Annotated in this window: 27 protein-coding genes; 9 read left to right on the top strand and 18 right to left on the bottom strand. The window is 52.0% G+C overall.

The features are described 5' to 3' along the window. Nucleotides 1–47: 47 nt before the first annotated feature. The 4 genes from FRY98_RS13620 to FRY98_RS13605 all read right to left on the bottom strand — a co-directional run bounded on the left by FRY98_RS13620 (nucleotide 48) and on the right by FRY98_RS13605 (nucleotide 2,647). Nucleotides 48–608, bottom strand: a complete 561-nt coding sequence (locus FRY98_RS13620) for a VOC family protein (protein ID WP_148452581.1) — start codon at nucleotides 606–608, stop codon at nucleotides 48–50. A gap of 179 nt (nucleotides 609–787) precedes the next feature. Continuing rightward, nucleotides 788–1,567: a TIGR00266 family protein gene (locus tag FRY98_RS13615; RefSeq protein ID WP_148452578.1), complete on the bottom strand. Its 780-nt coding sequence runs from the start codon at nucleotides 1,565–1,567 to the stop codon at nucleotides 788–790. A gap of 56 nt (nucleotides 1,568–1,623) precedes the next feature. Next, entirely contained in the window at nucleotides 1,624–2,127 is a 504-nt protein-coding gene (locus FRY98_RS13610; protein WP_148452576.1) for a hypothetical protein, read from the bottom strand. Further along, the gene (locus FRY98_RS13605) at nucleotides 2,120–2,647 is read right to left on the bottom strand and encodes a GNAT family N-acetyltransferase (RefSeq protein WP_170287085.1); all 528 of its coding nucleotides are present in this window, start codon (nucleotides 2,645–2,647) and stop codon (nucleotides 2,120–2,122) included. The genes FRY98_RS13610 and FRY98_RS13605 overlap by 8 nt, the downstream gene beginning before the upstream one ends. Nucleotides 2,648–2,792: 145 nt before the next feature. Between FRY98_RS13605 and FRY98_RS13600 the strand changes: the two genes are divergently transcribed. Both FRY98_RS13600 and trxA read left to right on the top strand, forming a co-directional pair. After that, nucleotides 2,793–3,161 (top strand): MerR family transcriptional regulator, encoded by a 369-nt coding sequence (locus FRY98_RS13600; protein ID WP_148452574.1) that lies wholly within the window; start codon nucleotides 2,793–2,795, stop codon nucleotides 3,159–3,161. A gap of 5 nt (nucleotides 3,162–3,166) precedes the next feature. Continuing rightward, a complete protein-coding gene (gene trxA / locus FRY98_RS13595; RefSeq protein WP_148452572.1) occupies nucleotides 3,167–3,490 on the top strand; it encodes a thioredoxin in 324 nt (107 codons plus the stop codon). Between the two features lie 2 nt (nucleotides 3,491–3,492). Here trxA and FRY98_RS13590 read toward each other — a convergent pair whose 3' ends face one another. From FRY98_RS13590 to FRY98_RS13575, 4 genes are all read right to left on the bottom strand, one after another. Then, the gene (locus FRY98_RS13590) at nucleotides 3,493–4,629 is read right to left on the bottom strand and encodes a zinc-dependent alcohol dehydrogenase (protein WP_148452570.1); all 1,137 of its coding nucleotides are present in this window, start codon (nucleotides 4,627–4,629) and stop codon (nucleotides 3,493–3,495) included. Nucleotides 4,630–4,761: 132 nt separating this feature from the next. Beyond that, entirely contained in the window at nucleotides 4,762–5,229 is a 468-nt protein-coding gene (locus tag FRY98_RS13585; protein WP_148452568.1) for a hypothetical protein, read from the bottom strand. A gap of 118 nt (nucleotides 5,230–5,347) precedes the next feature. Further along, complete coding sequence (locus FRY98_RS13580; protein ID WP_225038489.1) at nucleotides 5,348–6,427, bottom strand: AI-2E family transporter; 1,080 nt, start codon at nucleotides 6,425–6,427, stop codon at nucleotides 5,348–5,350. A gap of 57 nt (nucleotides 6,428–6,484) precedes the next feature. Further along, nucleotides 6,485–6,751, bottom strand: a complete 267-nt coding sequence (locus FRY98_RS13575) for a hypothetical protein (RefSeq protein ID WP_148452565.1) — start codon at nucleotides 6,749–6,751, stop codon at nucleotides 6,485–6,487. Nucleotides 6,752–6,909: 158 nt separating this feature from the next. On the opposite strand from FRY98_RS13575, the gene FRY98_RS13570 reads away from it, so the two are divergent. Both FRY98_RS13570 and FRY98_RS13565 read left to right on the top strand, forming a co-directional pair. Continuing rightward, the gene (locus FRY98_RS13570; RefSeq protein ID WP_148452563.1) at nucleotides 6,910–8,268 is read left to right on the top strand and encodes a TrkH family potassium uptake protein; all 1,359 of its coding nucleotides are present in this window, start codon (nucleotides 6,910–6,912) and stop codon (nucleotides 8,266–8,268) included. A 68-nt stretch (nucleotides 8,269–8,336) separates the two neighbouring features. After that, on the top strand, nucleotides 8,337–9,569 hold the full coding sequence (locus FRY98_RS13565; protein WP_148452561.1) for an aminopeptidase: 1,233 nt from the start codon (nucleotides 8,337–8,339) through the stop codon (nucleotides 9,567–9,569). Between the two features lie 70 nt (nucleotides 9,570–9,639). On the opposite strand, the gene FRY98_RS13560 is transcribed toward FRY98_RS13565, so the two are convergent. Further along, nucleotides 9,640–9,840, bottom strand: coding sequence for a hypothetical protein (locus FRY98_RS13560; protein WP_148452559.1), 201 nt, complete (start codon nucleotides 9,838–9,840; stop codon nucleotides 9,640–9,642). Nucleotides 9,841–9,905: 65 nt separating this feature from the next. Then, complete coding sequence (locus FRY98_RS13555) at nucleotides 9,906–11,096, bottom strand: MFS transporter (protein ID WP_148452557.1); 1,191 nt, start codon at nucleotides 11,094–11,096, stop codon at nucleotides 9,906–9,908. A gap of 137 nt (nucleotides 11,097–11,233) precedes the next feature. Here FRY98_RS13555 and FRY98_RS13550 point away from each other — a divergent pair, with 137 nt between their 5' ends. The 3 genes from FRY98_RS13550 (at nucleotide 11,234) to FRY98_RS13540 (ending at nucleotide 13,417) form a co-directional block, all read left to right on the top strand. Next, a complete protein-coding gene (locus FRY98_RS13550) occupies nucleotides 11,234–11,812 on the top strand; it encodes a TraR/DksA C4-type zinc finger protein (protein WP_148452555.1) in 579 nt (192 codons plus the stop codon). A gap of 182 nt (nucleotides 11,813–11,994) precedes the next feature. Beyond that, complete coding sequence (locus tag FRY98_RS13545) at nucleotides 11,995–12,603, top strand: RNA polymerase sigma factor (RefSeq protein WP_148452553.1); 609 nt, start codon at nucleotides 11,995–11,997, stop codon at nucleotides 12,601–12,603. Then, nucleotides 12,554–13,417, top strand: coding sequence for a hypothetical protein (locus tag FRY98_RS13540; RefSeq protein WP_170287084.1), 864 nt, complete (start codon nucleotides 12,554–12,556; stop codon nucleotides 13,415–13,417). Before FRY98_RS13545 ends, FRY98_RS13540 begins: the two co-directional genes overlap by 50 nt. 81 nt (nucleotides 13,418–13,498) lie before the next feature. Here FRY98_RS13540 and FRY98_RS13535 read toward each other — a convergent pair whose 3' ends face one another. The 3 genes from FRY98_RS13535 to FRY98_RS13525 all read right to left on the bottom strand — a co-directional run bounded on the left by FRY98_RS13535 (nucleotide 13,499) and on the right by FRY98_RS13525 (nucleotide 16,133). Beyond that, nucleotides 13,499–14,818, bottom strand: a complete 1,320-nt coding sequence (locus FRY98_RS13535; RefSeq protein ID WP_148452549.1) for a hemolysin family protein — start codon at nucleotides 14,816–14,818, stop codon at nucleotides 13,499–13,501. A 293-nt stretch (nucleotides 14,819–15,111) separates the two neighbouring features. Further along, the gene (gene gerQ / locus FRY98_RS13530) at nucleotides 15,112–15,516 is read right to left on the bottom strand and encodes a spore coat protein GerQ (RefSeq protein ID WP_373317641.1); all 405 of its coding nucleotides are present in this window, start codon (nucleotides 15,514–15,516) and stop codon (nucleotides 15,112–15,114) included. A gap of 194 nt (nucleotides 15,517–15,710) precedes the next feature. Further along, the gene (locus FRY98_RS13525; RefSeq protein ID WP_148452545.1) at nucleotides 15,711–16,133 is read right to left on the bottom strand and encodes a cell wall hydrolase; all 423 of its coding nucleotides are present in this window, start codon (nucleotides 16,131–16,133) and stop codon (nucleotides 15,711–15,713) included. A 234-nt stretch (nucleotides 16,134–16,367) separates the two neighbouring features. Between FRY98_RS13525 and FRY98_RS13520 the strand changes: the two genes are divergently transcribed. Continuing rightward, the gene (locus FRY98_RS13520; protein ID WP_148452543.1) at nucleotides 16,368–17,693 is read left to right on the top strand and encodes an FAD-dependent oxidoreductase; all 1,326 of its coding nucleotides are present in this window, start codon (nucleotides 16,368–16,370) and stop codon (nucleotides 17,691–17,693) included. 46 nt (nucleotides 17,694–17,739) lie between these two features. Here the strand turns inward: FRY98_RS13520 and FRY98_RS13515 are convergent, their stop codons facing one another. From FRY98_RS13515 to ilvB, 3 genes are all read right to left on the bottom strand, one after another. Further along, nucleotides 17,740–18,144 carry a DUF2500 domain-containing protein gene (locus FRY98_RS13515; RefSeq protein ID WP_148452541.1) on the bottom strand — a complete coding sequence of 135 codons (405 nt, stop codon included), beginning with the start codon at nucleotides 18,142–18,144 and terminating at the stop codon, nucleotides 17,740–17,742. 217 nt (nucleotides 18,145–18,361) lie between these two features. Continuing rightward, complete coding sequence (locus FRY98_RS13510; protein ID WP_148452540.1) at nucleotides 18,362–18,547, bottom strand: hypothetical protein; 186 nt, start codon at nucleotides 18,545–18,547, stop codon at nucleotides 18,362–18,364. Nucleotides 18,548–18,751: 204 nt separating this feature from the next. Then, nucleotides 18,752–20,458: a biosynthetic-type acetolactate synthase large subunit gene (gene ilvB, locus FRY98_RS13505; protein WP_148452538.1), complete on the bottom strand. Its 1,707-nt coding sequence runs from the start codon at nucleotides 20,456–20,458 to the stop codon at nucleotides 18,752–18,754. A 128-nt stretch (nucleotides 20,459–20,586) separates the two neighbouring features. Here ilvB and FRY98_RS13500 point away from each other — a divergent pair, with 128 nt between their 5' ends. Continuing rightward, entirely contained in the window at nucleotides 20,587–22,647 is a 2,061-nt protein-coding gene (locus FRY98_RS13500; RefSeq protein WP_148452535.1) for a LuxR C-terminal-related transcriptional regulator, read from the top strand. A 20-nt stretch (nucleotides 22,648–22,667) separates the two neighbouring features. Here the strand turns inward: FRY98_RS13500 and FRY98_RS13495 are convergent, their stop codons facing one another. Both FRY98_RS13495 and FRY98_RS13490 read right to left on the bottom strand, forming a co-directional pair. Further along, entirely contained in the window at nucleotides 22,668–23,972 is a 1,305-nt protein-coding gene (locus tag FRY98_RS13495) for a WD40/YVTN/BNR-like repeat-containing protein (RefSeq protein ID WP_148452533.1), read from the bottom strand. A gap of 64 nt (nucleotides 23,973–24,036) precedes the next feature. Beyond that, the gene (locus tag FRY98_RS13490; protein WP_249043404.1) at nucleotides 24,037–25,023 is read right to left on the bottom strand and encodes a polysaccharide deacetylase family protein; all 987 of its coding nucleotides are present in this window, start codon (nucleotides 25,021–25,023) and stop codon (nucleotides 24,037–24,039) included. Between the last annotated feature and the right edge of the window lie 313 nt (nucleotides 25,024–25,336).

Here is a 25,336-nt window from a genome sequence, read left to right as displayed (position 1 = left end):
TAAGTCGCGAACAAATACAGTCATGTCCCTCACCTCAAATCAATGGGTTATATGTTATTACCCATTTTCCCAAGTATGATCTCAGAAGGGGCATTAGTTCGGTCCGGCAGCCCGTTCCAGTCCGCCCCCTCGGAGGCGGATAACAGCCCGTCGACATCGACCGGGTCCGTAGTCATGACGTACTCGCCCCGTTCATTCCTTTGCCAAGTCTCACGAGGACGATCGGCGTAAATTTCAATGCCGTTCCCGTCCGGATCGTTCAAATACAGGGCCTCGCTGACCAAGTGGTCGCCTTGGCCGATCGGAATCCGGTGGCTCGCCAAATTCCGCAGAACCAACCCAAGTGACTTGCGATCCGGGACAAGCACCGCAAAGTGATACAAGCCGGACACCGATCGCTCGGGCAGCCTGCGGAAATTCGGATTGGCTTCGAGAATAAGCAGAGGATGCTTTCCATCGGCCGTCAGCACGGCCGTTGCCGCAGCTTCGTCACGGCTCAGAAGGCGAAACCCGATCACCTCACTGTAAAAACGCAGCGATTGCTCCATATTCGTGATTTTGATGGAAACCGGTCCAATCTCGGTATCCGGATGAAGTTGCGCCTCCATATGCATTATCCACCTTTCAAAATAATAGTTATAGTAATAAAGTAAGTTAATATTGATGTAACAAGTATAGTTACATTAAACGTCCGCGTCAACTTTTGTTTGATAAAGCTCCTGTTGCGTCATATAAAAAAATGCCCCATAACGGGGCATTTTACAAACCGATGCTTCATTTTATGTTATTAACGTTCGAACAAGTTACCGAGTCCGCCCAGCAAACCGCCTTCATCTTTTCCGCCAAATCGGGCAGCCGACAGAACGCGATCCGCCATCCGGCTGAACGGCAGGGATTGGACCCAAACTCTGCCCGGACCGCGCAGCGTAGCGAAGAACAAGCCTTCGCCGCCAAAAACGGCAGTTTTAACGCCTTTGACGAATTCGATATCGTATTCCACAGAAGCGGTCATCGCCACCAGACAACCGGTATCCAGCCGGAGAATCTCGCCGGGGGCCAGATCGCGCTCAATCACAAGCCCGCCCGAATGGACAAAAGCCAGACCGTCCCCTTCAATCTTTTGCATGATAAACCCTTCCCCGCCAAAAAAACCGGCGCCCAGACGGCGCTGGAACTCAATTCCCACGGAAACCCCTTTTGCCGCGCACAGAAAGGAGTCCTTTTGGCAGATGATCTTTCCGCCCAGTACCTGCAGATCCATCGGGACGATTTTGCCGGGATAAGGAGAAGCAAAGGTGACGCTTTGGCGGTGGTAGCCCGTGTTCGAGAAGACGGTCATAAACAGGCCTTCGCCCGTAAGCAAACGTTTGCCGGCGCCCATCAGCTTGCCCATCAGACCGCCGCCCTGGTTGCTCCCGTCCCCGAAGATCGTCTCCATCTGGATATCCTGGTCCATCATCATAAAGCTGCCTGCTTCGGCGACTACACTCTCGCCTTGATCGAGCTGAATCTCCACGCACTGCATTTCCTCGCCCATAATTCGATAGTCGATTTCATGAGCATTCAATTTGAGCGCCTCCCCCAAAGTATAATAAACCGTATTTATTATGTAAAAAAAGCCGGTTACAGCTTCTCCAACATCAACAGCATATGCTCCAGCATTTGCGGCAAATCCGCCAGCACCTCTTCGCCGAACCTGCGGTTGAAATAAATAATGATCTCGTCCAGCGGCATTTTCTCCGCTTCGCCGTAAACCGTAATAATCCGCTGCATTTGATGGACATGATTTCCCCAGATTTCCGTCGTCAGCGCCTCAATTTGAGGGCATTCCACCTCCGGTTTCTTAAGACGTTTATAAAAAACGGGCTGCATTTGACAGCCGAGGGTTACGGTGTCAAGCTCCAGAATCTCCCCCGCCAAGTCCTCCGTATCCGCCCATAGCTTTAACTCCGCCCAAACTTCGGGTTTGTCCGGCAATGAGAACTGAATGGCGTAATAGCGGGACATCGCCGTCAACTCAACCCGGTCAATTCGGCCGATTACTTTCAACTCCCCGCGCATATCCAAATCATAGACCGAACCTTCCAGAACGACCTTTAAATTATCAAAGACGGTTGGATCAAACATCCCTGTACTCCTTTTCCAAGATGGACATCAGATAAAGAGATTCGTACCCGCTTTCGCTTCCGTCCCGGAGACATTCGCGAAGCACTCCTTCCTGCACGAAGCCTTCCGACTTGTACAGGGCCTGCGCCCTCAAATTTTTACTCTTCACATCCAATTGAAGCCGGTGCGCGCCAGCTTCGTCAAAAGCCCATCTTTTTACCAGCCGAAGCGCTTCCCGTCCGTACCCGTTGCCCTTGCTGGCGACCACCAAGCGAGTGATATCCACGCAGCCTTCCGTTAGAGTAACGCCCTTCAGCAGTAAATAGCCGACGAGTTCGTTCGCCTCCCGCGTCTCAATCACCATATGCAGATGATCCGGATCGCTTCGAAACGCCTCATGCTGCCGTCGTTCCCAGGGACTTATAAAACTGCGGTTCTCCTCGGCATGCTCCAGCGCCAGGACAAAATCCAGTTCCGCTTCCGCACGGGTTGGTCTGATCCGTAGACGGGAACCTTCCAGAACCACATCCATCGCACTCATTCTGTTCCTCCTCCAAATCGCCGTCGCTCACTTCATTATACACGGAACCTAAGCCGCTGAAAAATAGTTTGACCCTGACACTAATGTCAGGGTTTATAATGTCGTTACGGGTCACTTCGAGACAAAAGGCAGGTGAACATGCGACGTGAAAATCGGCGAACTTTCCAAATTAACCGGAGCCAGTATCCGCTCTCTCCGCTACTACGAACAGCAAGGACTGATCGCCTCCAAACGGCTGGACAACGGATACCGCGATTACTCCGCAATGACGGTGGAGCAGGTCCGGACGATTCAATTTTATCTGCAACTGGGTCTTACAACGGAGCAAATCTCCGGTTTTCTCAACTGTGTCATGACCAGCAAGGAGGCTTTTTGCGAGCAGATCCTTCCGATTTATCGCAGCAAATTGGAAGAGATCGATTCCCAGATCACCTTGCTCCAGGCTATCAAATCCAACCTGCAGGAGCGCATCGCCTTTTTGCTGGAGGAAAACCCGAAACTGAAGGAGGAATGAATGTAATGAGCATACAAAGAGTTGTTACCCCGTCCGAATTTGAGACACAAATCGGCCAGGAAGGCATTACAGTGGTTGATTTCGACGCCCCTTGGTGCCCGCCCTGCAAAATTCTAGGGCCGGTTCTCGAGCAGCTCCACGAAGACCATAACGGCAGGATCAACCTGGTTAAAGTCAATTGCGACGAAGCCGTCGAACTTGCCTCCCGGTTCGGAATCATGTCGATCCCGACCGTCATTCTGTTCCATAACGGCGAGCCGGTGGAGAAGCTGGTCGGTCTCCGGCCGCGGGAAGTTTATGACCGTCTCATCGAAAAATACAACAACTAAAGCTACGGTTTCAGCACCACTTTCATGCAATGCTCCAATTTATCGTTGAAAATCCGGTAGGCATGCTCCGCTTGGTCCAACGGAAGCCGATGCGTAATGATATCCGTTGGGTCGAAGCGCCCCGCCCGGATTTGCTCGAACAGCTCCGGTATCAAATGAATGACCGGAGCTTGTCCAGTTTTGACCGTAATGTTGCGTTCGAACAGGTCTCCAAACGGGAACAGGTTGTACTTCAGACCGTATACTCCCGTCACCTGGATCGTACCGGCTTTTCTGACGACCTTCGCGGCCAAGTTAAACGCGCTGAGCGAGCCGCCCTGAAGTAACAAGGCAGTTTCTACCTTCTCGACGACCGACTTTTTGGCGTCCATGCCGACACAGTCGATGACCACGTCCGCCCCCCCACGGGTCATTTCCTTTAAATATACCGACGGGTCCTCCACCTCTTCAAAATTGACCGTTTCGACCTGATTGGTGCGTTTGGCATGCTCCAGACGGTAATCCAGATGATCGACGGCAATAACGCGCTTCGCCCCTTTTTGCCAAGCGAATTTCTGCGTAAGCAGACCGACGGGACCGCAACCGAGGACGATAACCGTATCTCCAGGTTTAACCCCTCCGTTGATCACGCTCCAATAAGCGGTCGGGACGATATCGGACAGGAACAACAGCTTCTCATCTTCCATTTCCGCATGTTCGGGGATGACGAACGGAACGAAGTTGCCATAAGGCACGCGAAGAAGCTCCGCCTGGCCTCCGGCATAGTCCCCGTAACGCGCGGAATAACCGAAATAAGCCCCGGTATCCCGGTTTTCGTTCGCGTTTTCGCACTGGCTCTCAAAGTGATTTTTGCAGAAAAAACACTCGCCGCAGGCTACATTAAAAGGAATAATGACCCGGTCGCCTTTCTTTACCTTCGTTACTTCGGGACCTACTTCTTCCACGATTCCCATCGGCTCGTGCCCGATAATATAGTCATCATACATGCCGAGGATTTCACCGTTGTAAATATGGAGATCCGATCCGCAGATCGCCGTCGAAGTGACGCGTACGACGATATCGTCCTTTTTCACCAGCTTCGCGTCCGGAACCTCTTTCACCCTTACCTTCTGTTTCCCTTGATAAGTCAGTGCCTTCATAAGGTGTCCCCTTTCTTTGGTGATGTACAGTGTACATTACCCGGCTGGTAATCCGCTGAACAACCATAAAAAGGCACCTTCGCAAAAACGCGAAAGTGCCAGGTCTTTCAACAGGCATCTCATCTCCTCGGTTCATTCGTACACGGGTACTCCCCGGACCTGTTTGGCCAGTTCGATGTATGGTCCGTCCGCCAGGTTGTTGAACGCCAGATGCGTGGCTCTTAAACTAAGCAGCTTCTCACCGGGCGACACGCCAAACTCCTCCCAGGTCTCAAGCGGCAGCCGGATGTATTGATCACGCCCCAGATAAGTCCAGCAGAATAACCGTTCTTTGAAGCATATCGTCCGCCCTTCAGGGATGGAAAAATTTCGGAGCTGCGGCAGGCTGGCAAATATTTTCGCCAGGGGTGAATTGTCGATCAGTTCCTTGCAGACCACGCTGAAACCTTTGACGGTGTTTCGACCCGACATGAGAATGACGTTTGAATCCGTGCGGATGTGATATTCCTGCAGGGCTTGACCCGGCAGGTAAAAGGATCCATCCGGGAGTACTTTGCTCCAGGCATAAAAATACTTCCCGTTTTTGGCGGTTACTGCCATGTCTTATCATCCCCCGAGAATTTATGATTCCCCTTTCATTAGGTTAATCATCTCCCATGGGGCTGGGCAGTCGATATGATTTTCATCACCATTTTTCGGCTGGCGGAAAACATTTAAATCAGGTATTTAGTTCTTCGACTTTGTCCGACAAAAAGATCTGATATACGCGCACAACGATGATTTTAACCATCATATACACCGGGATGGCCAAAATCATCCCTAAGATTCCCCCGAAGTCTCCGGCAATCAACAGCAGGACGATCGTCGTGAGCGGATGAATGTTTATCGTTTTTCCATAGATGTAAGGCGAGATCAAATTCCCTTCCACTTGCTGGGCAATCACTACGATAACGACCGTCCACAACACCATGGAAGGCGAAATCGTAAAAGCGACGATAACGCAAGGAATCGCTCCGAGAAGTGACCCGAAATAAGGAATGAAATTAAACAATGCGCCGACGATGGCCAGAAGCAGCGGATAAGGCAGACCGATCAGCCAAAAACCGATGAAGCACATGACGGCCAAGACGACCGCACTGATCATACGCCCGGCGATAAACCCTTTCAGCATCGTGTCGATATCGTGGATGACGGTTTCCCCGTCGCGGCGATATCGCTTGGGAACCATCCGTACCAGCGAAGGGGTGACCCGGTGATCCTCCTTCAGCATGTAATACAGCATAATCGGCACCGTGCCGACCACGATAAAAAAGTCGTTCAGGAATGTAAACACATGCGATATGTAACCGGTAGCCTCTTTGATACCCTGGTTGATGTACTCGGTGATTTTGTCCATAAGTTGGGTATCCTGATTGTCAAACATGGAGAAGTAACGATTCTTCCGAATTTCATTCATTTGACTTTGCAGCCCGTCAATCAGTTTCGGCACATTGTTGATGAACTCGGTGATCTGCTTCTGCAAGGGCGGCCAGACGACCATGAGAAAAATCGTCACCACGCCGGCGAACAGAAGATAGATGAACAGAATCGACAGCATCCGATTCATCTTCCGCGACTCCAGATATTGCACGACCGGACGAAGCAAATAATACAGAAACCCGGAGATCGTCAAAGGCACGATCAGAATCTGCACCAAAGTAACCAGCGGGTTAAATATAAAATGAACCTTGTGAATCAGATAAATGATGGTTAAGAGCATGATCGCTCCCAGGCACCTTCTGTAAAAAGGTTTCTCCATCAAGGGCATTCCCTCCTCGTTAGGACCGGCTTTATACGGCTCCGTTCGTTCGGCGCTCTACTCGGCCAGCTTGGATTGAGCGGCTTCCAAAAGCTCGTCAAACCATTCGTCATCTTCCTCAAGCTTGGCGTCGACGCTTAGAAACTCGGCTTCTATTCCGGATTCCTTGGCGTAATTCAGACTGTAGTCCCATTCCTTTCCCTTTTTGCTGTAAAAAGTGATCTCGTAGGCGGCTTTGTGACCTTCGACCTCGAACACCGTGCTGCCCACCAACGCTCCCTCTTCATCCTTGCGCATTTGGGCATCCACAATCGTAAAATTCATCGTATTCTGTCTCCTTTGGTCCATCGATTCTTTTTTGCTTCCTTCTCATTTGCGTTTTCACTATAATGGGGATATTGCTCCTGAAAACAAGCTATCCTATTGCAATATCGTATCATTTTTTTTGTCAATAGCAAGAACCAGTATGAGGTGAACAAGCATTGTCCAACAAGAAAAAAAACTCGATTCAAGCGCTGACGCCGGCAAAAGTTCTGGCTTACGGATTCGGCACCATCATTATTTTAGGAACCTTCCTTTTGTCGCTTGCCCCCGCTTCCGCCGACGGAACGCCCATGCGGTTGATCGATGCGCTGTTTATGGCGACATCGGCCACCTGCGTAACCGGGCTGGCTGTGGTGGACACCGGCACGCATTTCTCCCTGTTTGGGGAGATCGTTATTCTATCTCTTACCCAAATCGGCGGCTTGGGATTCATGGCGATCGGCACCCTGATCGCGCTCGCGTTTAACCGGCGGATTTCCCTCCGCGATCGGCTGGTGCTCCAGGAAGCCATGAATTATAACTCCATGGAGGGGCTGCTTACCTTGATTCGCCGGGTCATCGTCTACGCCGCGGTCATCGAAGGGACGGGCGCACTGCTGCTCGCCTTGCGCTGGGCGCAGGACATGCCTTGGGGCCAGGCCCTTTATTTCGGCATCTTTCATAGCATCTCCATCTTCAACAACGGCGGATTCGACCTGTTCGGATCGATTCACGGCAAATTCAGCGGCTTGGGCGAGTATGCCGGCGATCCGTTCGTCAATGTGGTGGTGATGATCCTCATCGTTCTGGGCGGCATCGGGTTCATTGTGATTTCCGACCTGCTGCATTATCCCAAAACAAGAAAGCTGTCCCTGCATACCAAAGTAGTGCTGACGATGTCGGGAATCCTCATTGTTGTCGGAGCCGTGTTCATGCTGGCTCTGGAGGCCGGCAATCCGGCAACGCTGAAGCCGCTGAACTGGGGGGACCGGATCATGAGCTCCTTCTTCCACTCCATCAGCGCAAGGTCCGGAGGTGTCAGTACTTTAAGTATGGCGGATTTGCATCACTCCACGCAGTTTCTGTTCATCCTGCTCATGTTTATCGGCGCCGCTCCCGGTTCCACCGGCGGCGGCATCAAGGTAACCGTGTTCGCCATCCTTCTCGGAGCGATGTATACCATGATCCGCGGGCGGGATGACATCGTCTTTTTCCGCCGCCGCTTGTCTAAAGAGTCCATTATGCGCGCGATCACGCAAACCTGGCTGGCATTGTTTCTCGTCATTTTTGTCGCGATGGTGCTGTCGACGCTGGAGGATCGCGAGTTCCTGCCGCTGCTGTTCGAAACGACTTCGGCGTTTGCCACGGCGGGCTTAAGCCTTGATTTGACGCCTAGGCTTACGGACATCAGTAAAGTCATCCTATGCGTCGTCATGTTCCTCGGCCGGGTTGGTCCGGTCACTTTGGCCTATGCTTTGGCTCCGCATAAAGAGAAGGAGCTGTACAAGCACCCCGAGGGAAAAATAACCATCGGTTAATTGGAACGTCTGTCTCAAACGTAGTATGATATAGGAACAACCATTTTTTAGAATATGGAGGAGCGCCAATGTCTGATTTTCAAAATAAACTACAAAAATACGCCGAACTCGCCGTTAAAATCGGAGCGAACGTTCAGCCTGGCCAAAACCTGATCGTCAATGCCACGGTGGATTCGGCGGAGCTTGTCCGCCTGATCGTGAAGCAGGCCTACGAAGCGGGAGCCCGGTTTGTCAAAGTGAACTGGAGCGACGATACCGTCACCCGCCTGCGTTACGAATTGGCCGCGGATGAATCTTTTCTGGATGAGCCCAAATGGTACGCCGGGGAGATGCTGGAATATGTAGAGAACGGAGCCGCGGTGCTGCATGTCATCTCTTCGGACCCCGACCTGCTGAACGGAGTGGATCCGCAGCGGATCACCAACCATCATAAAACCTACGGCAAAGCGATGAGCAAGTATCGCGAACTGCAAATGTCCGATAAATTCAGCTGGTCGATCGTCGCCGTTCCTTCCCGAGCCTGGGCGGCCAAGGTGTTTCCAAATTTGCCGGAGAACGAGCAGGTTCCCGCCCTGTGGGAAGCGATCTTCAAAACCGTCCGACTCGACCGGCCGGACCCGATTGCCGCTTGGCGCGAACATATCGACGGCCTTACCCAAAAATCGGATTATCTCAACGCCAAGAGATACAAGAAGCTTCATTATGTAGCCCCCGGCACCGATTTGACGATCGAACTGCCCAAGGGTCATCTTTGGGTCGCCGCGGAAAGCATCAACGCCCAAGGGAATACGTTCCTGGCCAATCTCCCGACGGAAGAAGTCTTCACCGCACCGCTTAAAACCGGCGTCAACGGTACCGTGTCCAGCACGAAGCCGCTCAGTTACAACGGCAACATCATCGACCGGTTTAAACTGACCTTCGAAAACGGGCGGATCGTGGATTTCTCGGCGGAGGTCGGCGAAGAAAATCTGAAGCAGTTGATTGAATTGGATGAAGGTTCCCATTATTTAGGGGAAGTGGCGCTCGTCCCTCACGGTTCGCCGATTTCCCAATCCGGCATCCTCTTCTACAACACGCTGTTCGATGAGAATGCGTCGAACCATTTGGCCATCGGCAACGCCTATGCCTTCAACTTGGAGGGCGGGAAGTCAATGACGCGGGAGGAACTTGCGCAAAGCGGCCTGAACGCCAGCTTCGCCCATGAAGATTTCATGGTCGGCTCCGCCGAAATGGATATTTACGGCGTTACGGAAGACGGCAAGGAAGAGCCTATCTTTACTAAAGGCAACTGGGCGTTTTAATGCCAAGAACCCGCCGGGGAAAATCCCGGCGGGTTCTTTTTCATCGGTTGTCTTCATCAGGTCCATAAAGTTAGAAGTCCAGTAAAATAGCCAGCAGCAACGCAATCACCAGGATGGAGCCGCCATAAATCAGTGTGAGCTTCGCCAGATTCTTCTTGGTCCGTTGATCGTATTCGGGATTGCCGGTTCGATTTTCCCTGGAGTTCCCGATCATTAACGTCCCTGCCGCCGCAGCGGCAACCAGCACAATAATCAACACGTACAGCCACATGGTTGCGTCCTCCCTTTCACGGGCATAGCCCTTACGTTATCCTAGAACAATGATTCCAAGTTTGTTTAGCCTTCGCTTCCCTTAACGGTCCCCATCCTTTTGACCACCACCGCCGCGATACTGAACAGAACCAGCGCGGCCAGAAATGCGGAAAGCAACCAGGAAGACGCACCCGCGCCGCCCCAGTCCATGCTTTCCCCCATCCAGAGCGGCAGGAAGGCTCCTCCTACCCCGCCGGAAGCGATCAGCAGACTGGGGGTCATTTCTTCCGCACCGGGCAGCAGCTTATTGGCAAACACCAGAGCGATGGAAAAGAGTCCCGACATAAACAGTCCCAAAAGCACAATGAACACCATTAAAATGGTGAGGCCATGAACAAGAGCAAACAAGGAGATCATCAAGAAACTGCCGAGGCAGCACATGATCACATATCGGCTATACGATATTTTCTCCGCAATCACCCCGGCGAACAACCGCCCCGCCGTCATCGCGACCCAGAATACCGTGACGCTTAAAGCCGCCGTGGCCTTGTCCGTTCCCGCTTTCTCGATCATCAGCGACGGCAGGAAATTCACAAAGCTCATTTCCGTTCCTACATACAGAAAGAAAAACGCAATGAAGATCACCAAGAGCCATCCCCGTTGTCCCGGATACGTGCGAACCAACGAACCTTTGGGTTTGGCCCCTTCCTCCCTCGCGTCCAGCACCGCATTGAGCTCCTTAAAGTTTCCTTTTCCGCAAACCAGCAGGAGGACCAAGGCCAGTAAGCTGATCAGCAAGAAAGAAAACCGCCAAGCCTCCTCGCGAATCAACCATCCGGCGATCAACGGCATCAGTAACGCGCCGCCTCCGAAGAATACTTCGAGCCGGCTCATGGCGATCGCCGTTCCCTCCGTCACAGCCACCAAAATCAGGGTGCCGATGACGGCCTCGATCATTCCGAAGCCAAATCCCGCAACCGCCCCGATCGCGTACATCCATTCCCAGGGCGGGAGAAACGCGTAGCACAACTCGGCTGCGCACAGCATCGTCGTAGCGATCAACAAGCCTTTGCGCTTGCCGAATTTCCTTAACAGCAGCGGCGACACCAGCACCCCGAGCAGGAATCCGGCGAACTGGGCAAAAATCAACGTGCCGCCGGCGCTGTAATCTTTTCCGTAATGTTCGAGCAGGTTGGGCATAATCGACCCCACCACCACATGAGCCAACCCTATCAGCAGGTAGGCTAAGCATCCCATCCACAATAATCTTTTCATCTATCTCTCCTCAAATATTATAGCCGGCCCTAACCTCCATTGTAAGGTATTGCCTGTCTTGCGTCACCCTCCAATCGAAAAGGGTAAAGCAAGGATAGACGGAAAATCCAGACGATACTTTAAAGGAGGGAAACATCATGAACCATCTCACGAAAGAACAACTGCAGACGTTGAGAGATATGCTGGTCCGGGAAAAACGGGACTTGGAGCATCATTTCGATAAAGGAAATGAGGAGTCCGTCTCGGATGAATCGCTGCGCGTTTCGACCGGCGAGCTCTCCTCTTACGATAACCACCCTGCCGATGTGGGGACGGAAACCTTCGAAAGAAGCCGCGACTTGGCGATCGACGAGAATTTAAGAAACCGTTTGGACGAGATCGACCGCGCTCTGGATAAAATCGAGGATCTCACCTACGGATCCTGCGAGGTTTGCCATCGGGAAATTCCGTATGAGCGGCTGGAAATTCTCCCGTACACTTCCTTTTGTGTCGAGCATACGCCGGAGCGGACCATTTCCAACGACAGGCCGGTTGAAGAAGACGTGATGACCACGCCCCCGAAAGGCGCGGGCGAACACCGTCAGCGCGATGCCGGGGCGTTCGACGACGCAGGCGCATGGCGCTCCCTTGAAGAATATGGGAATTCCGATTCACCGGCGATGGCGGCCAAGCGGAATGCCCCCGACTACAACTCTCTGTCAACGGACGAGGATTGAGTCCGAAGACCCGGTAGCCCTACGCGAATATACCTAGTTCAAAGGCATTTTTCCGATCCGGAAAAATGCCTTTCGTTGTATTTGCCATGGTAAAACATTCCTTTTGCCCGTAGGTTATAGTAAAATCGAGATATTGGTTTTTTTTAGATTCAAAGTGCCTAACGGCTAGAGAGGAGAGTACCATGCCGGAACGGTTGGAATGGCTGCTCGGAGCCGATTTTCAGAATTTATCAGATCCGATTCAGGAAGATGTTTACTACGGTTTTTATGATCTTGTCTATGGAACCATCTACTATCTTGTCAAAGACCATCAAGCCGCCGAAGATATTATTCAGGAAGCCTTTATCAAAGTGGTCACCAAAAAACCGGAATTCGAAAGTGTCAGCGGGATGAAGGCTTGGTTAAAAACGGTGGCGCGAAACACCACCATCAATTATTTTCGAAAAAATAAAAAATTCCGTAACCATGTGGATGTCGAGAGTGTTTATATGGATATAGAGCCAATTAATCTGCAGGTCCCTTCGGTAGAGCAAACCGTGGAAACCAAAATGATGGAAGAAGCCATCCTTGCTTATTTGAACGGACTCAAGCCGGAATACCGCCAGTTGATCGAACTTCGCTGGAAACAGGGATTGAGTTATAAGGAAATCGGAGAACGCATGAAGCTGTGCGAGAATATCGTCAGACAAAGGCTATTCCGCACGCGGGAAGGGATTAAGAAAATGCTGTATAGAGAGTGGGGTGGCGGCTATCAAGAAGGTGAACGGCAACAATCGGGGGTATCCCGTTGATTTTGAAACCAAGTTTGATCAAGCCTTCCAACAAGCTGTCGAGGCCCTTCCCTTTTACACGGATGCCGACCGCCGCAAATCGTGGGAACATATACGCGAGAAGCTGAACAGGGACAAAATTCGGCGCAAACGGCGCAAGCAAATGCAGCTCGCCGGCATCGTAGCCGCTTCCATGCTGATCGGCGGAGTGATCTTCAGCCCTCCCTTGGCAACCCAAGCGATTTCTCCCATTTATCAGGAATTGAAGAACTGGGGGAACGGCGTGACGCAGCTCGTTTTTGGAAACGGACGGCAAACCGATTCAACCGGAGTCATGGCGTCGATTCCTGCGGTGCAGCCTGACGAGGGAGAGGCTCAGCCTACACGCAAGTCCATCCATCTCGTGGCTTCGAATGTAAGCGAAGTCGTCAAAGTGAGCGAGGAAGAAGCACGGGAGTCTCTGGACTTCCCCCTGCCGAATCTGACTTACATACCGGAGCGCTTTCAACTGCAAAGTATCGAGATCATTATTCCGGCCGAGCTGCAGGGCGATCCAAACCCGTTCGGAAAAAGCGCCCACCTTCGTTACCGATCCGACCAAGGCCATTTTTTAAGGATCTCCTTCGATCTGCTGCTGCAAAACGAAACCATGACGATGACGAATTTGTACGCCGAGAAGACGGAAGAGGTCGAATTGGATAACGGAAGTATCGCTTATTTGTCGACTGGACATGGCAAAGCGAAAATTAACCTGATGCTGGGCAATGTTCATTTCATGGCTTATGGCCAGGTCAGCCGGGAAGAAATCTTGCGGATTGCAAACGGCATAGAATGAGTCGGCATAGCCTGTCTCATGACATAAAGGAAGGGCAGATCCCGGGGGGGGGGGGATCTGCCCTTCACTGCAATGTATAAGTTAAGCGCCTGCCTCTTCGATCGGAAGAAGCTGTTCTTTGAGCAGCTTGACGCGCGAAATTCTCTTGTTGTCGGTTTCCTCAACCATGAAAGTATAACCTTCGTGCTCCACGGTCTGCCCGGCTTGCGGAGGAAGAATGTCGATGCGCGAATACAACCAGCCGCCGATCGTATCGTAGTCATCGGAATCCAGTTCGAAGCCGAATCGGTCGTTGATCGATTCGATCAGCATCAACCCGTCGATGGAATAAGTCATTTCATCCAACTGCTCGATACCGGGCCGCTCTTCATCGAATTCGTCCTGAATTTCCCCTACTATTTCTTCCACGATGTCTTCCAGCGTCACCATGCCGGAGGTTCCCCCGTATTCATCGATCAGGATCGCGATCTGCGTCTTCCCGCGCTGCATCCGCTTCATTAAATCACTGATCGGTATCGATTCGGGGACCGCCATGATCGGCCGCAGCAGATCCCGGTAATCCTGGGTATTCGAACGGATCAAATCTTTAATATGAATAAATCCGATAATATGGTCTTTATCAATATTGCATACGGGATAACGGGTCCGAGTGCCCTCTAGGGCGATTGTCAGGTTCTCATCAAGTGTGTTCTGCGTGTATAAGCAGATCATTTCCGTCCGGGGGATCATGATTTCCCGGGCCGTGGTATCCGCAAATTCAAAGATGTTGTCGACCAGCGACATCTCCGTGCTGTCGATCAGCCCGCTCTCCGAACTTTCCTTCATCATCACGCGGATTTCTTCCTCGGTGTGAAGGGAATCCTGCTCCGAGACCGGGGCCATTCCCAACAATCTCAGCAACCCGCTCGACAAGCGGTTCAACAGCCAGATAAAAGGGAACATGATCTTGTAAAAAATCCGCATCGGCCGTGCCGACAAAAGCGTCACCTGCTCGGCTTTGCGTACGGCGATCGTTTTGGGAGCCAGTTCCCCTAGAACGATGTGAAGCACGGCGATCAGTAAAAAGGAAACGAATAGTGACACGATATGCACCAATCGTTCGCCGAATCCCGCAATCTCAAACAGCGGGCTCATCATACGCGCGACTACCGGTTCTCCCAACCAACCCAGCCCCAAAGAGCATAAAGTGATTCCGAGCTGGCATGCGGATAAATACCCGTCCAAATGATTCAACATGCTCTTGGCGATCACGGCGCTTTTACGGCCCTCTTCGACGAGCGTGTCGATTCGTCCGCTTCGAATTTTAACGATGGCAAATTCGGCGGAGACAAAAAAGCCGTTCAGCAGGACCAGCAACAGCATGAGTCCCAAAGATAATAGACTCGGTAAAGGGTCTGTCAATACGATTCCTATTCCCGCGCGATCCGCGATGAATAGGTGCACCTCCTTCGCGGTTTGAAATGATAATGATGTTGGATACTTGCGTATATCGTCAATTTCCCAATGGATTCATCTCCCCTGTTATGAGCATTTGCCTCACGAAATAAAAAGTACATGCTTAATTACTTTTAATTATATAATTATACACTACACAGTCAAACCCGTGTGTATGACTGATAAACGGGCTATGAAACCAGCTTTTTTCGCAACAAAAAAACAGAACCTTTCGGGGAAAGGCCCTGTTTTTAAAATATTTACCCTCTGCGCATGGCCGGCAGCTGGCCTGGTGTTCCCGGATATTGGTAGTTCAGCGGTTGATCGAAGGTTGCGTAATCCAGGTTCACCATGAGCAGCAGCGTTCTTTGCCCCGTACTGGGATTGCTGATAATAATGTGGTCCCGGCCCGCGGCCTCTAGCACGCCTTTGAAGATTTTGGCGTTCCACTCGGAGTTGTTCTCGTAGGTCATGTAAAACGTACCGATTTTTCCAAGATTCAAGCGCAAAATGTTCTCGATGTAGGATTGCTCGTAAGTAGGGATTTGCACCGGCATCACGGTACCCGAAGGGGTCATCGGACTGCCGCTGGGAACCTGCGGAGGTTGTTGATAGGTCCCCGCCCCAGTTCCTGTTCCGGTTCCTGCCCCGCCTCCCATGCCCATTCCTGTCCCCGTTCCCGTTCCGGTTCCTGCGGGATATTGTCCCGAGCCCCCTACTCCAATTGTGTAAGTAACCGGCCGATAAGCTGGATTAAACATGCCGTGTATTCCTCCTTAAATATTATGTGTTTGTTTTTTGAATCCTTTGTTTATGAAAATCCCCGAGGGTGGATTCCCTTACTCGGGTACCCCAAACCTTAATACACGTCAGGACAATCTTCCGCGGTTGGCGCAAAGAAGCAGTGGGCTTTAAACCTTCCCGTATTTTGCTGGTTGTACCATGTTGCCGGACAGTCGCCGGCAGGCCGGAAAAACCACAGCGCATTGGAGGCGGGCCAAATCCGCTCGCCATTGATGACACGCCGGGCCAGACGAATCTCCCGCTCCCTGGCTCCTTGATAGAAGTAACCTTTTTGCGTAGCCTCATAACCGCCGGGGGATTGAAAAACCATGTCCCGCATATTTCGGATACCCCGAAAATCCAAGCACCCCCCGAGAATCCGATTGACCCCGACATTGCCGACCATCAGCATTCCCTGCTCGCCTTCCCCTTCGGCTTCCGCCCGCATCAACCTGGCGAGAAGCTTCACATCTTCCGAATTGGCTTTAATGACTGCCAAAACCCGTTCCCCCTTCCTCTCGACTGAACGATATATCCTATGTGCTAATGCCTATCCGGGTGCAAACGCCCATAAAAAAACTGTCAAGCGAATTTTGTCGAATTGGCAGTGTATGCGATTGCAATTTTGAATATTCCGTGTCTATTTCTATGGACGCGCTTACATGAATAGCATATACTGATAAAAGAACAAGATTTTCTTCCTTAACTCAAAACCTTTTAGGAGGTTCTTCTCATGAAAATCGCAATCATTGGCGGCGGTTTGGCCGGTTTGACAGCTGCCGCGTATCTTTCTGCTCAACCGAACATTGAAGGTACCGTTTTTGAACGCAGCCCTCAACTCGGAGGTCGTGCTTTTACTTACGAGAAGTCGGGCTTTACCCTGAATTATGGGGCGCATGCCGTCTATGGCATCGACCGCCATACCCTGCAGCATATGGAGGAAGACCTGAACCTGAAGTTTCAAAGCAAACAAGTCGATAAGCGCAAGGTCGTTTATGCCAAACATGGCCGTCTGACCCCCGCCCCGCTGGATTTCGTCAATATTATGAAGACCGGGGTCCTTACCCCGATGGAAAAGGTCAGATTCGTCGCAGAAGTCGCCGCCGTAATCAGCCATATTCATCAGTTGAAACATTACCGTACGCTTGGGGAGTATCTCGACAAATCCAATTCCGCTCCCGATGTGAAAGAGCTGTGGGAGCATCTCGTCAGTTCCAACTTTTTTATTACGCCCGAAGACGCGCGCAAAGTATCGGGCGAAGTGATTGCCGAGTACTACCATAACCTGTTCCTTTCCAGCAAGCCCGTCAACTATATCCTCGGCAGTTGGGCGACGATCACTGATCAGCTTGTCCATAAAATCGGGGAGAACGAGAAATGGGACATTGCCGTCAAAGAGCCGGTTGAAACGATTGTGATGGAGAAGGGAAAATTCATCTTAAATACGAAGAGCCGCGAAGCCTTGGAATTCGATCAGGTGATTTTTGCGATGCCGGTACAGCAAGTATGTAAAATGCTCGAGAACACGCCTTGGAAAACGCAGCTCGACCCTTACAAGGACAACACCTGCACGGAAGTCCTGGTCTATGATGTCGGTTTCTCCAAAGTGGTCGCGCGTCCTTTCCACTATATCAGCGATATGGATAACAAAGTGTTTATCAGCGATGTTTCCGCGACCGATTACACCGTAGTGCCCGTGGGCGGCCAGTTGCTGCAAGGGATCGCCTACCTGAACGACGACTTTACGGATGAAGAGGAGAAGAAGCAATACCTGGAAAAGAAAACCCAGCAAATGGAGGCTCTCTTCGATACGTATTATCCGGATTGGCGGGAACATACGGCGGTCAAACGGGTGTCGAAGAAAGCGATGGTCGCAAGCGTCAAAAATATTTACAGCAACAAACTTCTGCCCAACAAGCTTCCTGGCGTTCCTTTCCTGTTTTGCGGCGACGGATGCGAAGGCAAAGGCGAGCTCGCGGAACGCGCCTTCTCGAGCGGACGCGCTGCGGCTCAGATGCTGCTGAACCAAAGGCTGGAAACCAAAGCGCTCGCGCTCTAGTTAAAAATGTGAAGGAGCTGCCGACGGCAGCTCCTTCTTCATGACCTTAATAATGCCTGTATTCCTGAAGCCCGGCACGATAGGTTTTTAAGCGTTCAAAACCAAAGTATCGGCTGCCTTGAAAGGTGAGCTTTCCCTCATCCCCTTCCGAGCATAAACCGTACTCTTTTCCGCTAACGACGAATTCCAGACGGTCTCCGCTCTCCACTTCAAACGTCAAATAGTATGTGCTGTCCGAACGGTTCACCGAGAGATCCGTATCATGCCTGTGGGAGACTTCGGTCCGTTTTCCTACAATGATGGAGTGCACGGTAAGCACCGGCTGCCGGTTGTCGGACAAATAACGCTTGAAGCCCTTGGCCCCCGTTAACAACAGCATCCCGACGATGATGACCAAAAAGACCGGAATCGCCTGATTCATCACCCCGAACAATTCAACCCCAGACTGCATACTTCCCCTCCTTGTCACAAACTACCTAACGTCGGCGAAAGCCTGTATCCTTCCTGTCTTCCCTATATATATGCCGCCCGGATCAAAACTTGTTATTCAGGGGATCGAGAAAATATGCCTCCTTGTCCTACTTTTTTTGGACAAAATAAAATAACCTCCGATCCCTGGGCCAAGAATCGAAGGTTATCCGAATGAGGATATGAATGAAGAGCCAGTGTCATGCATAATAGAGTTGAAGCAGTTCTTGAGTTTCATCGGTCGCCTGCGCATCACGTTCGCACAATCCTTGCTCCGCCCAGCACGCTTGGCAAGCTTCCTCTGTCGTGCACAGATGAGCGTCTTCGCAGGTGTAGCAGAATTGCAGGAAGTTGCGGGTTACGTTTTCTTGATTTGCGGTTTTCATGAGGATCCACTCCTAATGTTTTATTAAGAACTCGCGTTCCTTGGTGGTGTTTCCTTCTTACAAGTTAAATATATCACAAAGTCGAAATTATACACGTGATAATTTTCACAAATTAATGAACATCGACATTTTCTTTATTTACGCGTAAAACCGGCATTCGCTGATTACAATGTCGCGAATGCCGGCTATAGCGATGGGAAGACGCTATTCACATAAAATCATATCCCGTAAAGTATCCCCTTGCCGGATCATCGGCAGCACCAATTCGTCTTTATCAACGACGAATTCCAGAAGCACCGGGCCCGGATGCTTCAGGGCCGCCTCCCAAATCCTTTCGGCGTCCTCGGGATTGTCCGCGCGCAACCCTTTTACGCCATACGCTTGAGCCAAGAGAACGAAGTCCGGGCTTCCCGACAGGTCGATATGGCTGTAGCGCTTATCGTAAATGACTTCCTGCCACTGGCGAATCATCCCCAACGTTCGATTGTTAATGACGACGATCTTCACCGGGATTTGATGAATCGAGCAAATAGCCAGTTCCTGGGAACACATCTGAATTCCCCCGTCCCCGTTAATCGAGATGACAAGCCGGTCGGGATTGCCGATTTGAGCGCCGATCGCGGAGGGAAACCCGAAGCCCATCGTTCCCAGGCCGCCGGAGCTTAAGAAGCTGCGCGGGTACTTATAGGTAAAGAACTGGGCCGCCCACATTTGATGCTGTCCGACGTCCGTGGTTACGATCGCCTCGCCCGAAGTCGTTCTGGATAACATTTCAATCACGAACTGCGGTTTCAGCTTTCCTTCCTCTTCCCGATACCTAAGCGGGTACTGTGCTTTCAATCCGGAGAGGTAATCCACCCATTCTCCGTATTTCACGGATTCAAGCTCTTCGGATAACCGTTCATTCAGCATGTCCAGGACCTCCCTCGCATCGCCCACCACGGAAATAAACGTTTCCACCAACTTATCGATTTCGGCGGCATCGATATCGATATGCGCAATTTTCGCCTCCGGTGCGAACGCATCCAGCCGCATCGTGACCCGATCGTCGAACCGGGCTCCGATCGCAAGCAGGAAATCGCACTCCGTCAAGGCGCGATTCGCGCTGACCGTCCCATGCATGCCCGGCATGCCCAGCCATAAGGGATGATCCCCCGGAAAACCTCCCAATCCGAGCATGGTGGTCGTCACCGGAATGCGGGCCCGCCCGGCGAAGGCGAGCAGCTCCGCCGAGGCCTCGGCATGGATCACGCCGGCACCGGCGACAATGACCGGCTTGCGGGAACCGCGGAGCGCTTCAAGCAGCCTGTCGACATCGGCGGTCTCCGGCCGTTCCACGAGCCGGTACCCCGGCAGCGACACCGTCTCCGGGTAGCGGAACGGAGCCAAGGCCGCCGAAACGTCCTTCGGTATATCGATCAGAACGGGTCCTTTTCGCCCGGTGCCCGCAATATGGAAGGCTTCCTTGACGGTTTTGGCCAAGTCCTCCACTCTGCGAACAAAAAAACTATGTTTGGTGATCGGTTGGGTGATCCCGACGATATCGGCCTCCTGAAACGCATCCGTTCCGATCAACTGGCTGGCGACGTTGCCGGTAATGACCACCAAAGGAACGGAGTCCATATAGGCCGTCGCGATTCCCGTTACCAGATTGGTCGCTCCCGGGCCGGAGGTCGCCAGGCACACCCCCGTTTTTCCGGTCGCTCTGGCATAACCGTCAGCCGCATGAATGGCCCCTTGTTCATGGCGCGTCAGCAGATGCCGAAACTCCTCGTTTCCGTGCATGGCATCATAAATATATAAAACCGCTCCGCCCGGGTAACCGAATACGCATTCGACCCCTTCTTTCAACAACGATCTCAGCAGGATTTCCGATCCTGTCACGAGTTCCAACTCTTCGCATGTATTCATCTGTTCTCGTCCTTTCGCCGACTAATGCACAAAAAATATCACACCCGCGTTCCTTCGCGTAACTATCCATTCGGGGATTTTGATAGTATACTTCTAGATAATTATGGATCGAACCGGAGGTTTGAAGCGTGATAGAGCACAAGAAGATCAAATCGATCGGCGATATCCTGCATCGGGTTCAAGAACATGGCTTCGTCGGTAGAGTCCGCGAGCAAGAGATGTTTGAACGGTATTTAAAAGAAATGGAACATCGAAACGAGCGTATTCTGAATCTGTTCGGCCCGCCGGGTATCGGAAAAACCGAGCTGCTGGGGCAATTTAAAAGACAGGCCGAAAAATGGGGCTTCCGTCAAGTTCTAGTGGATTTCCGGGAAATCGGGCCCGAGTTCAACGCCTTCGCTCGGGCACTTTCCACGCAGCTGGACCTGCCGGACGACAACCACGAAGACCAAGATAAAGCAGTTTTAAAGGGATTGCACGAATCCGCGGCAGACGGCCCGCTCCTTCTGATCCTGGACCATTACGAGGAAGCCGGCGCATTGGACAAATGGGTACGCACGGCGCTGATTCCCGGACTCCATATCAGGACTTGCATCCTTATCGGGAGCCGTTATCCTTTACTCAGGTCCTGGATCACGTCGCCGGCTTGGATTTCCATGATCGTGTCCATGCCGCTACGCGAATTAAGCCGCAGCGAAACGGACGAATATATGAAGCGACACGGAAACTCCCGTACGGCGGAGATGGATCAAGCCTGGTTGCACACCAAAGGCCATCCGCTAATGCTGTCCCTGTGGTCCGGAAAGATGGACCGAATTCTCGATTCCGCGGAGGAAGCGGGAGCTCCCCGGGTTGAGCCCCTCCTGGACTGTTTGTTGGACTACGGTCTGGAAGAAAGCCATCGCAAGGAGCTGACGGATGCCCTGGAGGTCGCCGCTTTTTTACGTCATTTCGACCGTGAACGGTTGGAAGCGATTTTACGAAGAGAACTGCCCTTCGCCATCTTCGACCGTGTGATTCAGCTCTCCTTCGTTCGGAAGTACAGCCGCGGCTGGCAGATCAATCGGCTGATTCGTGAAGCGCTGCGCAGCCGGGTTAAAACGCGGACCCCTGAACGTTACCACCAGCTCCGCGAATCGACGGTAAGTTTCTATACCGCCCGCCTCCAGCAAAAACTCGAACAGACTCAAGATGTAACGGAAGAAGTGGAGGAATTGATGCAGTATATCGGCAATCCTGTCCTGAGAGCCCATTACAGGCATGTCGAGGGGATTCATTATATGCTGGAACAGCTGGATCACAGCAATTTGGAGGAAGCTAAGGCCTATATCCGTCAACGTCAAGAGTACGCCCGTCCCTGCCGCGTTATCTGCGCGGACCCGGAGACCGGGAACGAGTACCGCTACCGGCTCACCCGAGAGGAAAGTCTGCTCCGATTGGTTCCGGCGCAGCCGATCGAGCTGGCGGAACGTTACCCGGATACCGTCAAGCTGTTCAGGGATCATGATGGAAAGCTGTTCGGGCTGGCGGCGGTCGTTCCGGTAAACCGGGAGCATCTCCCTCTTCTGGCCTCCTCCCCGGTTTCCCGTGCCTATATTGAAAGCCTGGCACCCGAGGAACTCGCGGAGATCCGGCAATTATCCGGGCCAGACCGCCATAAGGGCCATTTTCTGCTCGCCTTGGATATGGAGAATCTGGAAGATGACCATCAGCGTTCGATTCTAGTGCATTTTACTTTGAAATATATGCTGTCGGGGGAGCGGCTCCTGGTTTCTCCACCTCCGCACCCTTACTATCAGGACGCTTACCGGAATCTGGGCTTCGAGATCGTCCCGGGCGCCGAACATCCCCACTATGGTGGCGAGATGAGTGCGTTAACGCTTATGGCCGATAGCCGGGGGAAGGGCTTGTTTCGACTGTTTGAAAAGTGGATGACCACCCCTCTCCCCCTATCTGATTCTCCGGCGACGTTGTCGGCGGCGGGCGATCTGTCCCTTTTTACCGCCAGGGAGAAAGAAGTGGCCGAAAAGCTGCTCAGAGGCTTGACGAATCAACAAATTTCCCAAGCCCTTTATATCAGTGAAGCGGCGGTTAAAAAGCACTTGACCGCTATGATGCGCAAAGCAGAAGTCCAAAATCGGACGCAGCTCGTCTCCGCCATCTTAGGGGAGCTGCCCGCTTCCAAATAAAAAGTCAGTTGGACGCGCTCCTAGAGCACGTGCCAACTGACTCCTCCATCCTGCGTTTGCATAAGCAGGGATCTTTTTTTATCGTGGTTGGCTACAAGCAGCCACCCTGTTTGGGGGGAATGGAACTGCAGCTTGACCACCTCGGGGTAATCCGCGAGAATCTCGCGCAGTTTCCGGCTTTCCGGCAAAGGCGACCACGTTTTCCCTTGATCCACCGTATGAATCATGGCCGATTTCTGCAGGGACCACCCCTCAAGGGATGTCAGAAACGTGGTGGACAGTTCCCCATCCTCCTCATTCTTCCACGGCAATCCCAACGGAGCCAGACTCCAGCTCTTGCCGGCATCCAGCGTAAAATATCCGTTATACTTCAAACCGCCCTCTCCGCCGCAGCCTACGGCTACCCAGGCCGCCGTTCCGGCCGCGTTCAACGCTTGGGGCGCGGTTGTCGTAAAACGGGTACATCCAGTGATTCTGCTATCGTCAAAAAACGAGGCGCTCTTCGTCCAGCGTTGTCCTCCGTCCACTGTGACATAAAGAGCGGGAACTCCCTCTTCAATTAACGTAACATAACCGTTCTTCTCATCGGTAAACATCATGCCGTCGGGTTTCCCCAGCTTGGGCAGCGTTTGATTGGCCGCGGAGCTCTCGGTTGGAAGCAACGAGGTACTCATAATTTTCTCCCAGGTCGCCCCGCCGTTCGACGTGGTATACACGGCTTTGGCCTCGATGCTGTCGGCCCCGTCACCGACGGTCAAGATCCAGCCCCGGTACTCGTTTACAAAATAAATCGAAGAGACGTCATCGGCTTCCGGAAGCGAGGTCATCTTCCAGGTCCCTCCCCCGTTGGTGGTCCGAAGCACAATGGCTTCCCCCGAACCGAGCGAATCTCTGACCACCCAGCCATGGTCCAGGTCTTTGAAAAACAAGTCTTTTCCGTATTGCGGATTGTTCGGAAATTGAATCGAAGAAGAAGGTGAAATATTCGTCCAGGTTTTCCCGTTATCCCTCGTCGTATACAAACGCAGTTCGCTTCGCGTCGACCCCCATGCCAATCCGGAAGTATCGCTCATTAATTTAAAATCGGTCAGCCGCGTTTGTATTTGGTATTGTCCCGCCTCGGTCTCCGCCAGTGATGAAGTATGGGGACTCGGCGAAGGTTCGGGGTTGACGATCGTTAACGTCTGTCCTTCTTCCACCGTCTCCTCCTCATTCAGCGAATGGCGGGAGGAAACCGGATCCGCCGGTTGTTCCGAAGCGCAGGCGGTCAGCAACAGACCTGCGGCCATAACGCATCCCGCCAGCTTGCACCACCACTTGAGCAAACAATCACCTCACTGTCCTAACTCTTAGCTGATAGATTAAGTATAACATACCTTAAAGGGAGGTTTATAACCGCTTGTCCTTCGAGAAGTTGACGACGATATGCTGGTCCGGTTTGTAAACGGCAAACGCATAGCCTTTCTTTTGCAAAACGGAAATGATTTCAGGCAGCGCTTGAACGGTTTGCGCCTTCTCGTGCATCAAAATAACCTCGGTGTCCCGATGAACCTGCCGTTTGACTTCCTGGATAATCCGGTTCGGTTTGCCGGAATAACTCCAGTCTTTGGAGTCCACCGTCCAATCCCACATTTTGAAACGGGCGGCCGCGATATCGTCGCGGAAGGACTTCCCTATGTAAGGATGGCTTCCATACGGAGCGCGGATCAACCAAGGGGCGGTTCCCGTAATCTTCTCGATCATCTCTTGCTCCCGCTTGTATTCCTTGAGAAATTTAGCCGAGCTACCACTTTTGTACAACGTGTCTTTGTCATGGGTCATGCTGTGCATCCCGATATAATTCCCGGCCTGAGCCGCGTTTTTGACCGTCTTTTCGTTCCCCGAAAGCTGGTTTCCGATCATAAAAAAAGTGGCATGAATGCCCTTTTCATTTAAAATATCGACGATTTGGTTGGTGTATTTGCTGGGGCCGTCGTCAAACGTCAGATAAACGACTTTCTTGGCCGTCGTCATCTGGGTCTGAACGGCTTGGTTCTGCTGGCTCGGGGCCGGCTTGCCGGGCTGGGACGGAACGGCCGGTTCGTTCGTCTTGGCTTCCTCCCCTTCGTTGATTGACGGGTCGGCAGCTTTCTCCGGGTCCGCCTGTTTCCCTGTGCCCGGATCTAAGCCCGGGTCATTGCCTTGCGTTTCTCCAGCTTCCTCCGCCGTTTCCTCAACGGGCTGTGCTTGCCCCGTATCCGTAGTATGGCCATCCAAATACTTGGGAGCCGTTACCGCAACAGCTCCGGAGGATTTGGATTTATGAAGGACGGAACCCGTCGCATACGCGCAAAAAACAAGCGATGTGGATGTCAGGATCAAAGCCGTTATGATCAATGTTCTTAATTTCTTTTTAGGATCTTTTGCGTGTTTGGATGATCTGGTCTGTCTTGCTGCTTCTTCTTCCATTCTCTCTAAGTAGGACATTTCTCTCTCACCAAAGCCTCTCTTTCATTGTTATTAATAGAATAATATAAATAGAGAGGCCATGTCCTTACAATATGGTTACATCCTGGTTAATCCCCCGTTACAATGCCATAAAAAAGGTAAGAATTTTTAATTTCCATGTTTTACTTTAAATTTTCACTGATTCATGTACAATGTAGGGAGTAATAATTACATATCCGTTCGGTTAGTGCGGATTTCTCGG

Origin of the sequence: Paenibacillus faecis (genome assembly GCF_008084145.1) — a bacterium.
GTDB classification, from domain to species: Bacteria; Bacillota; Bacilli; order Paenibacillales; family Paenibacillaceae; genus Fontibacillus; species Fontibacillus faecis.
This window is presented reverse-complemented; position numbering and strand designations above follow the sequence as displayed.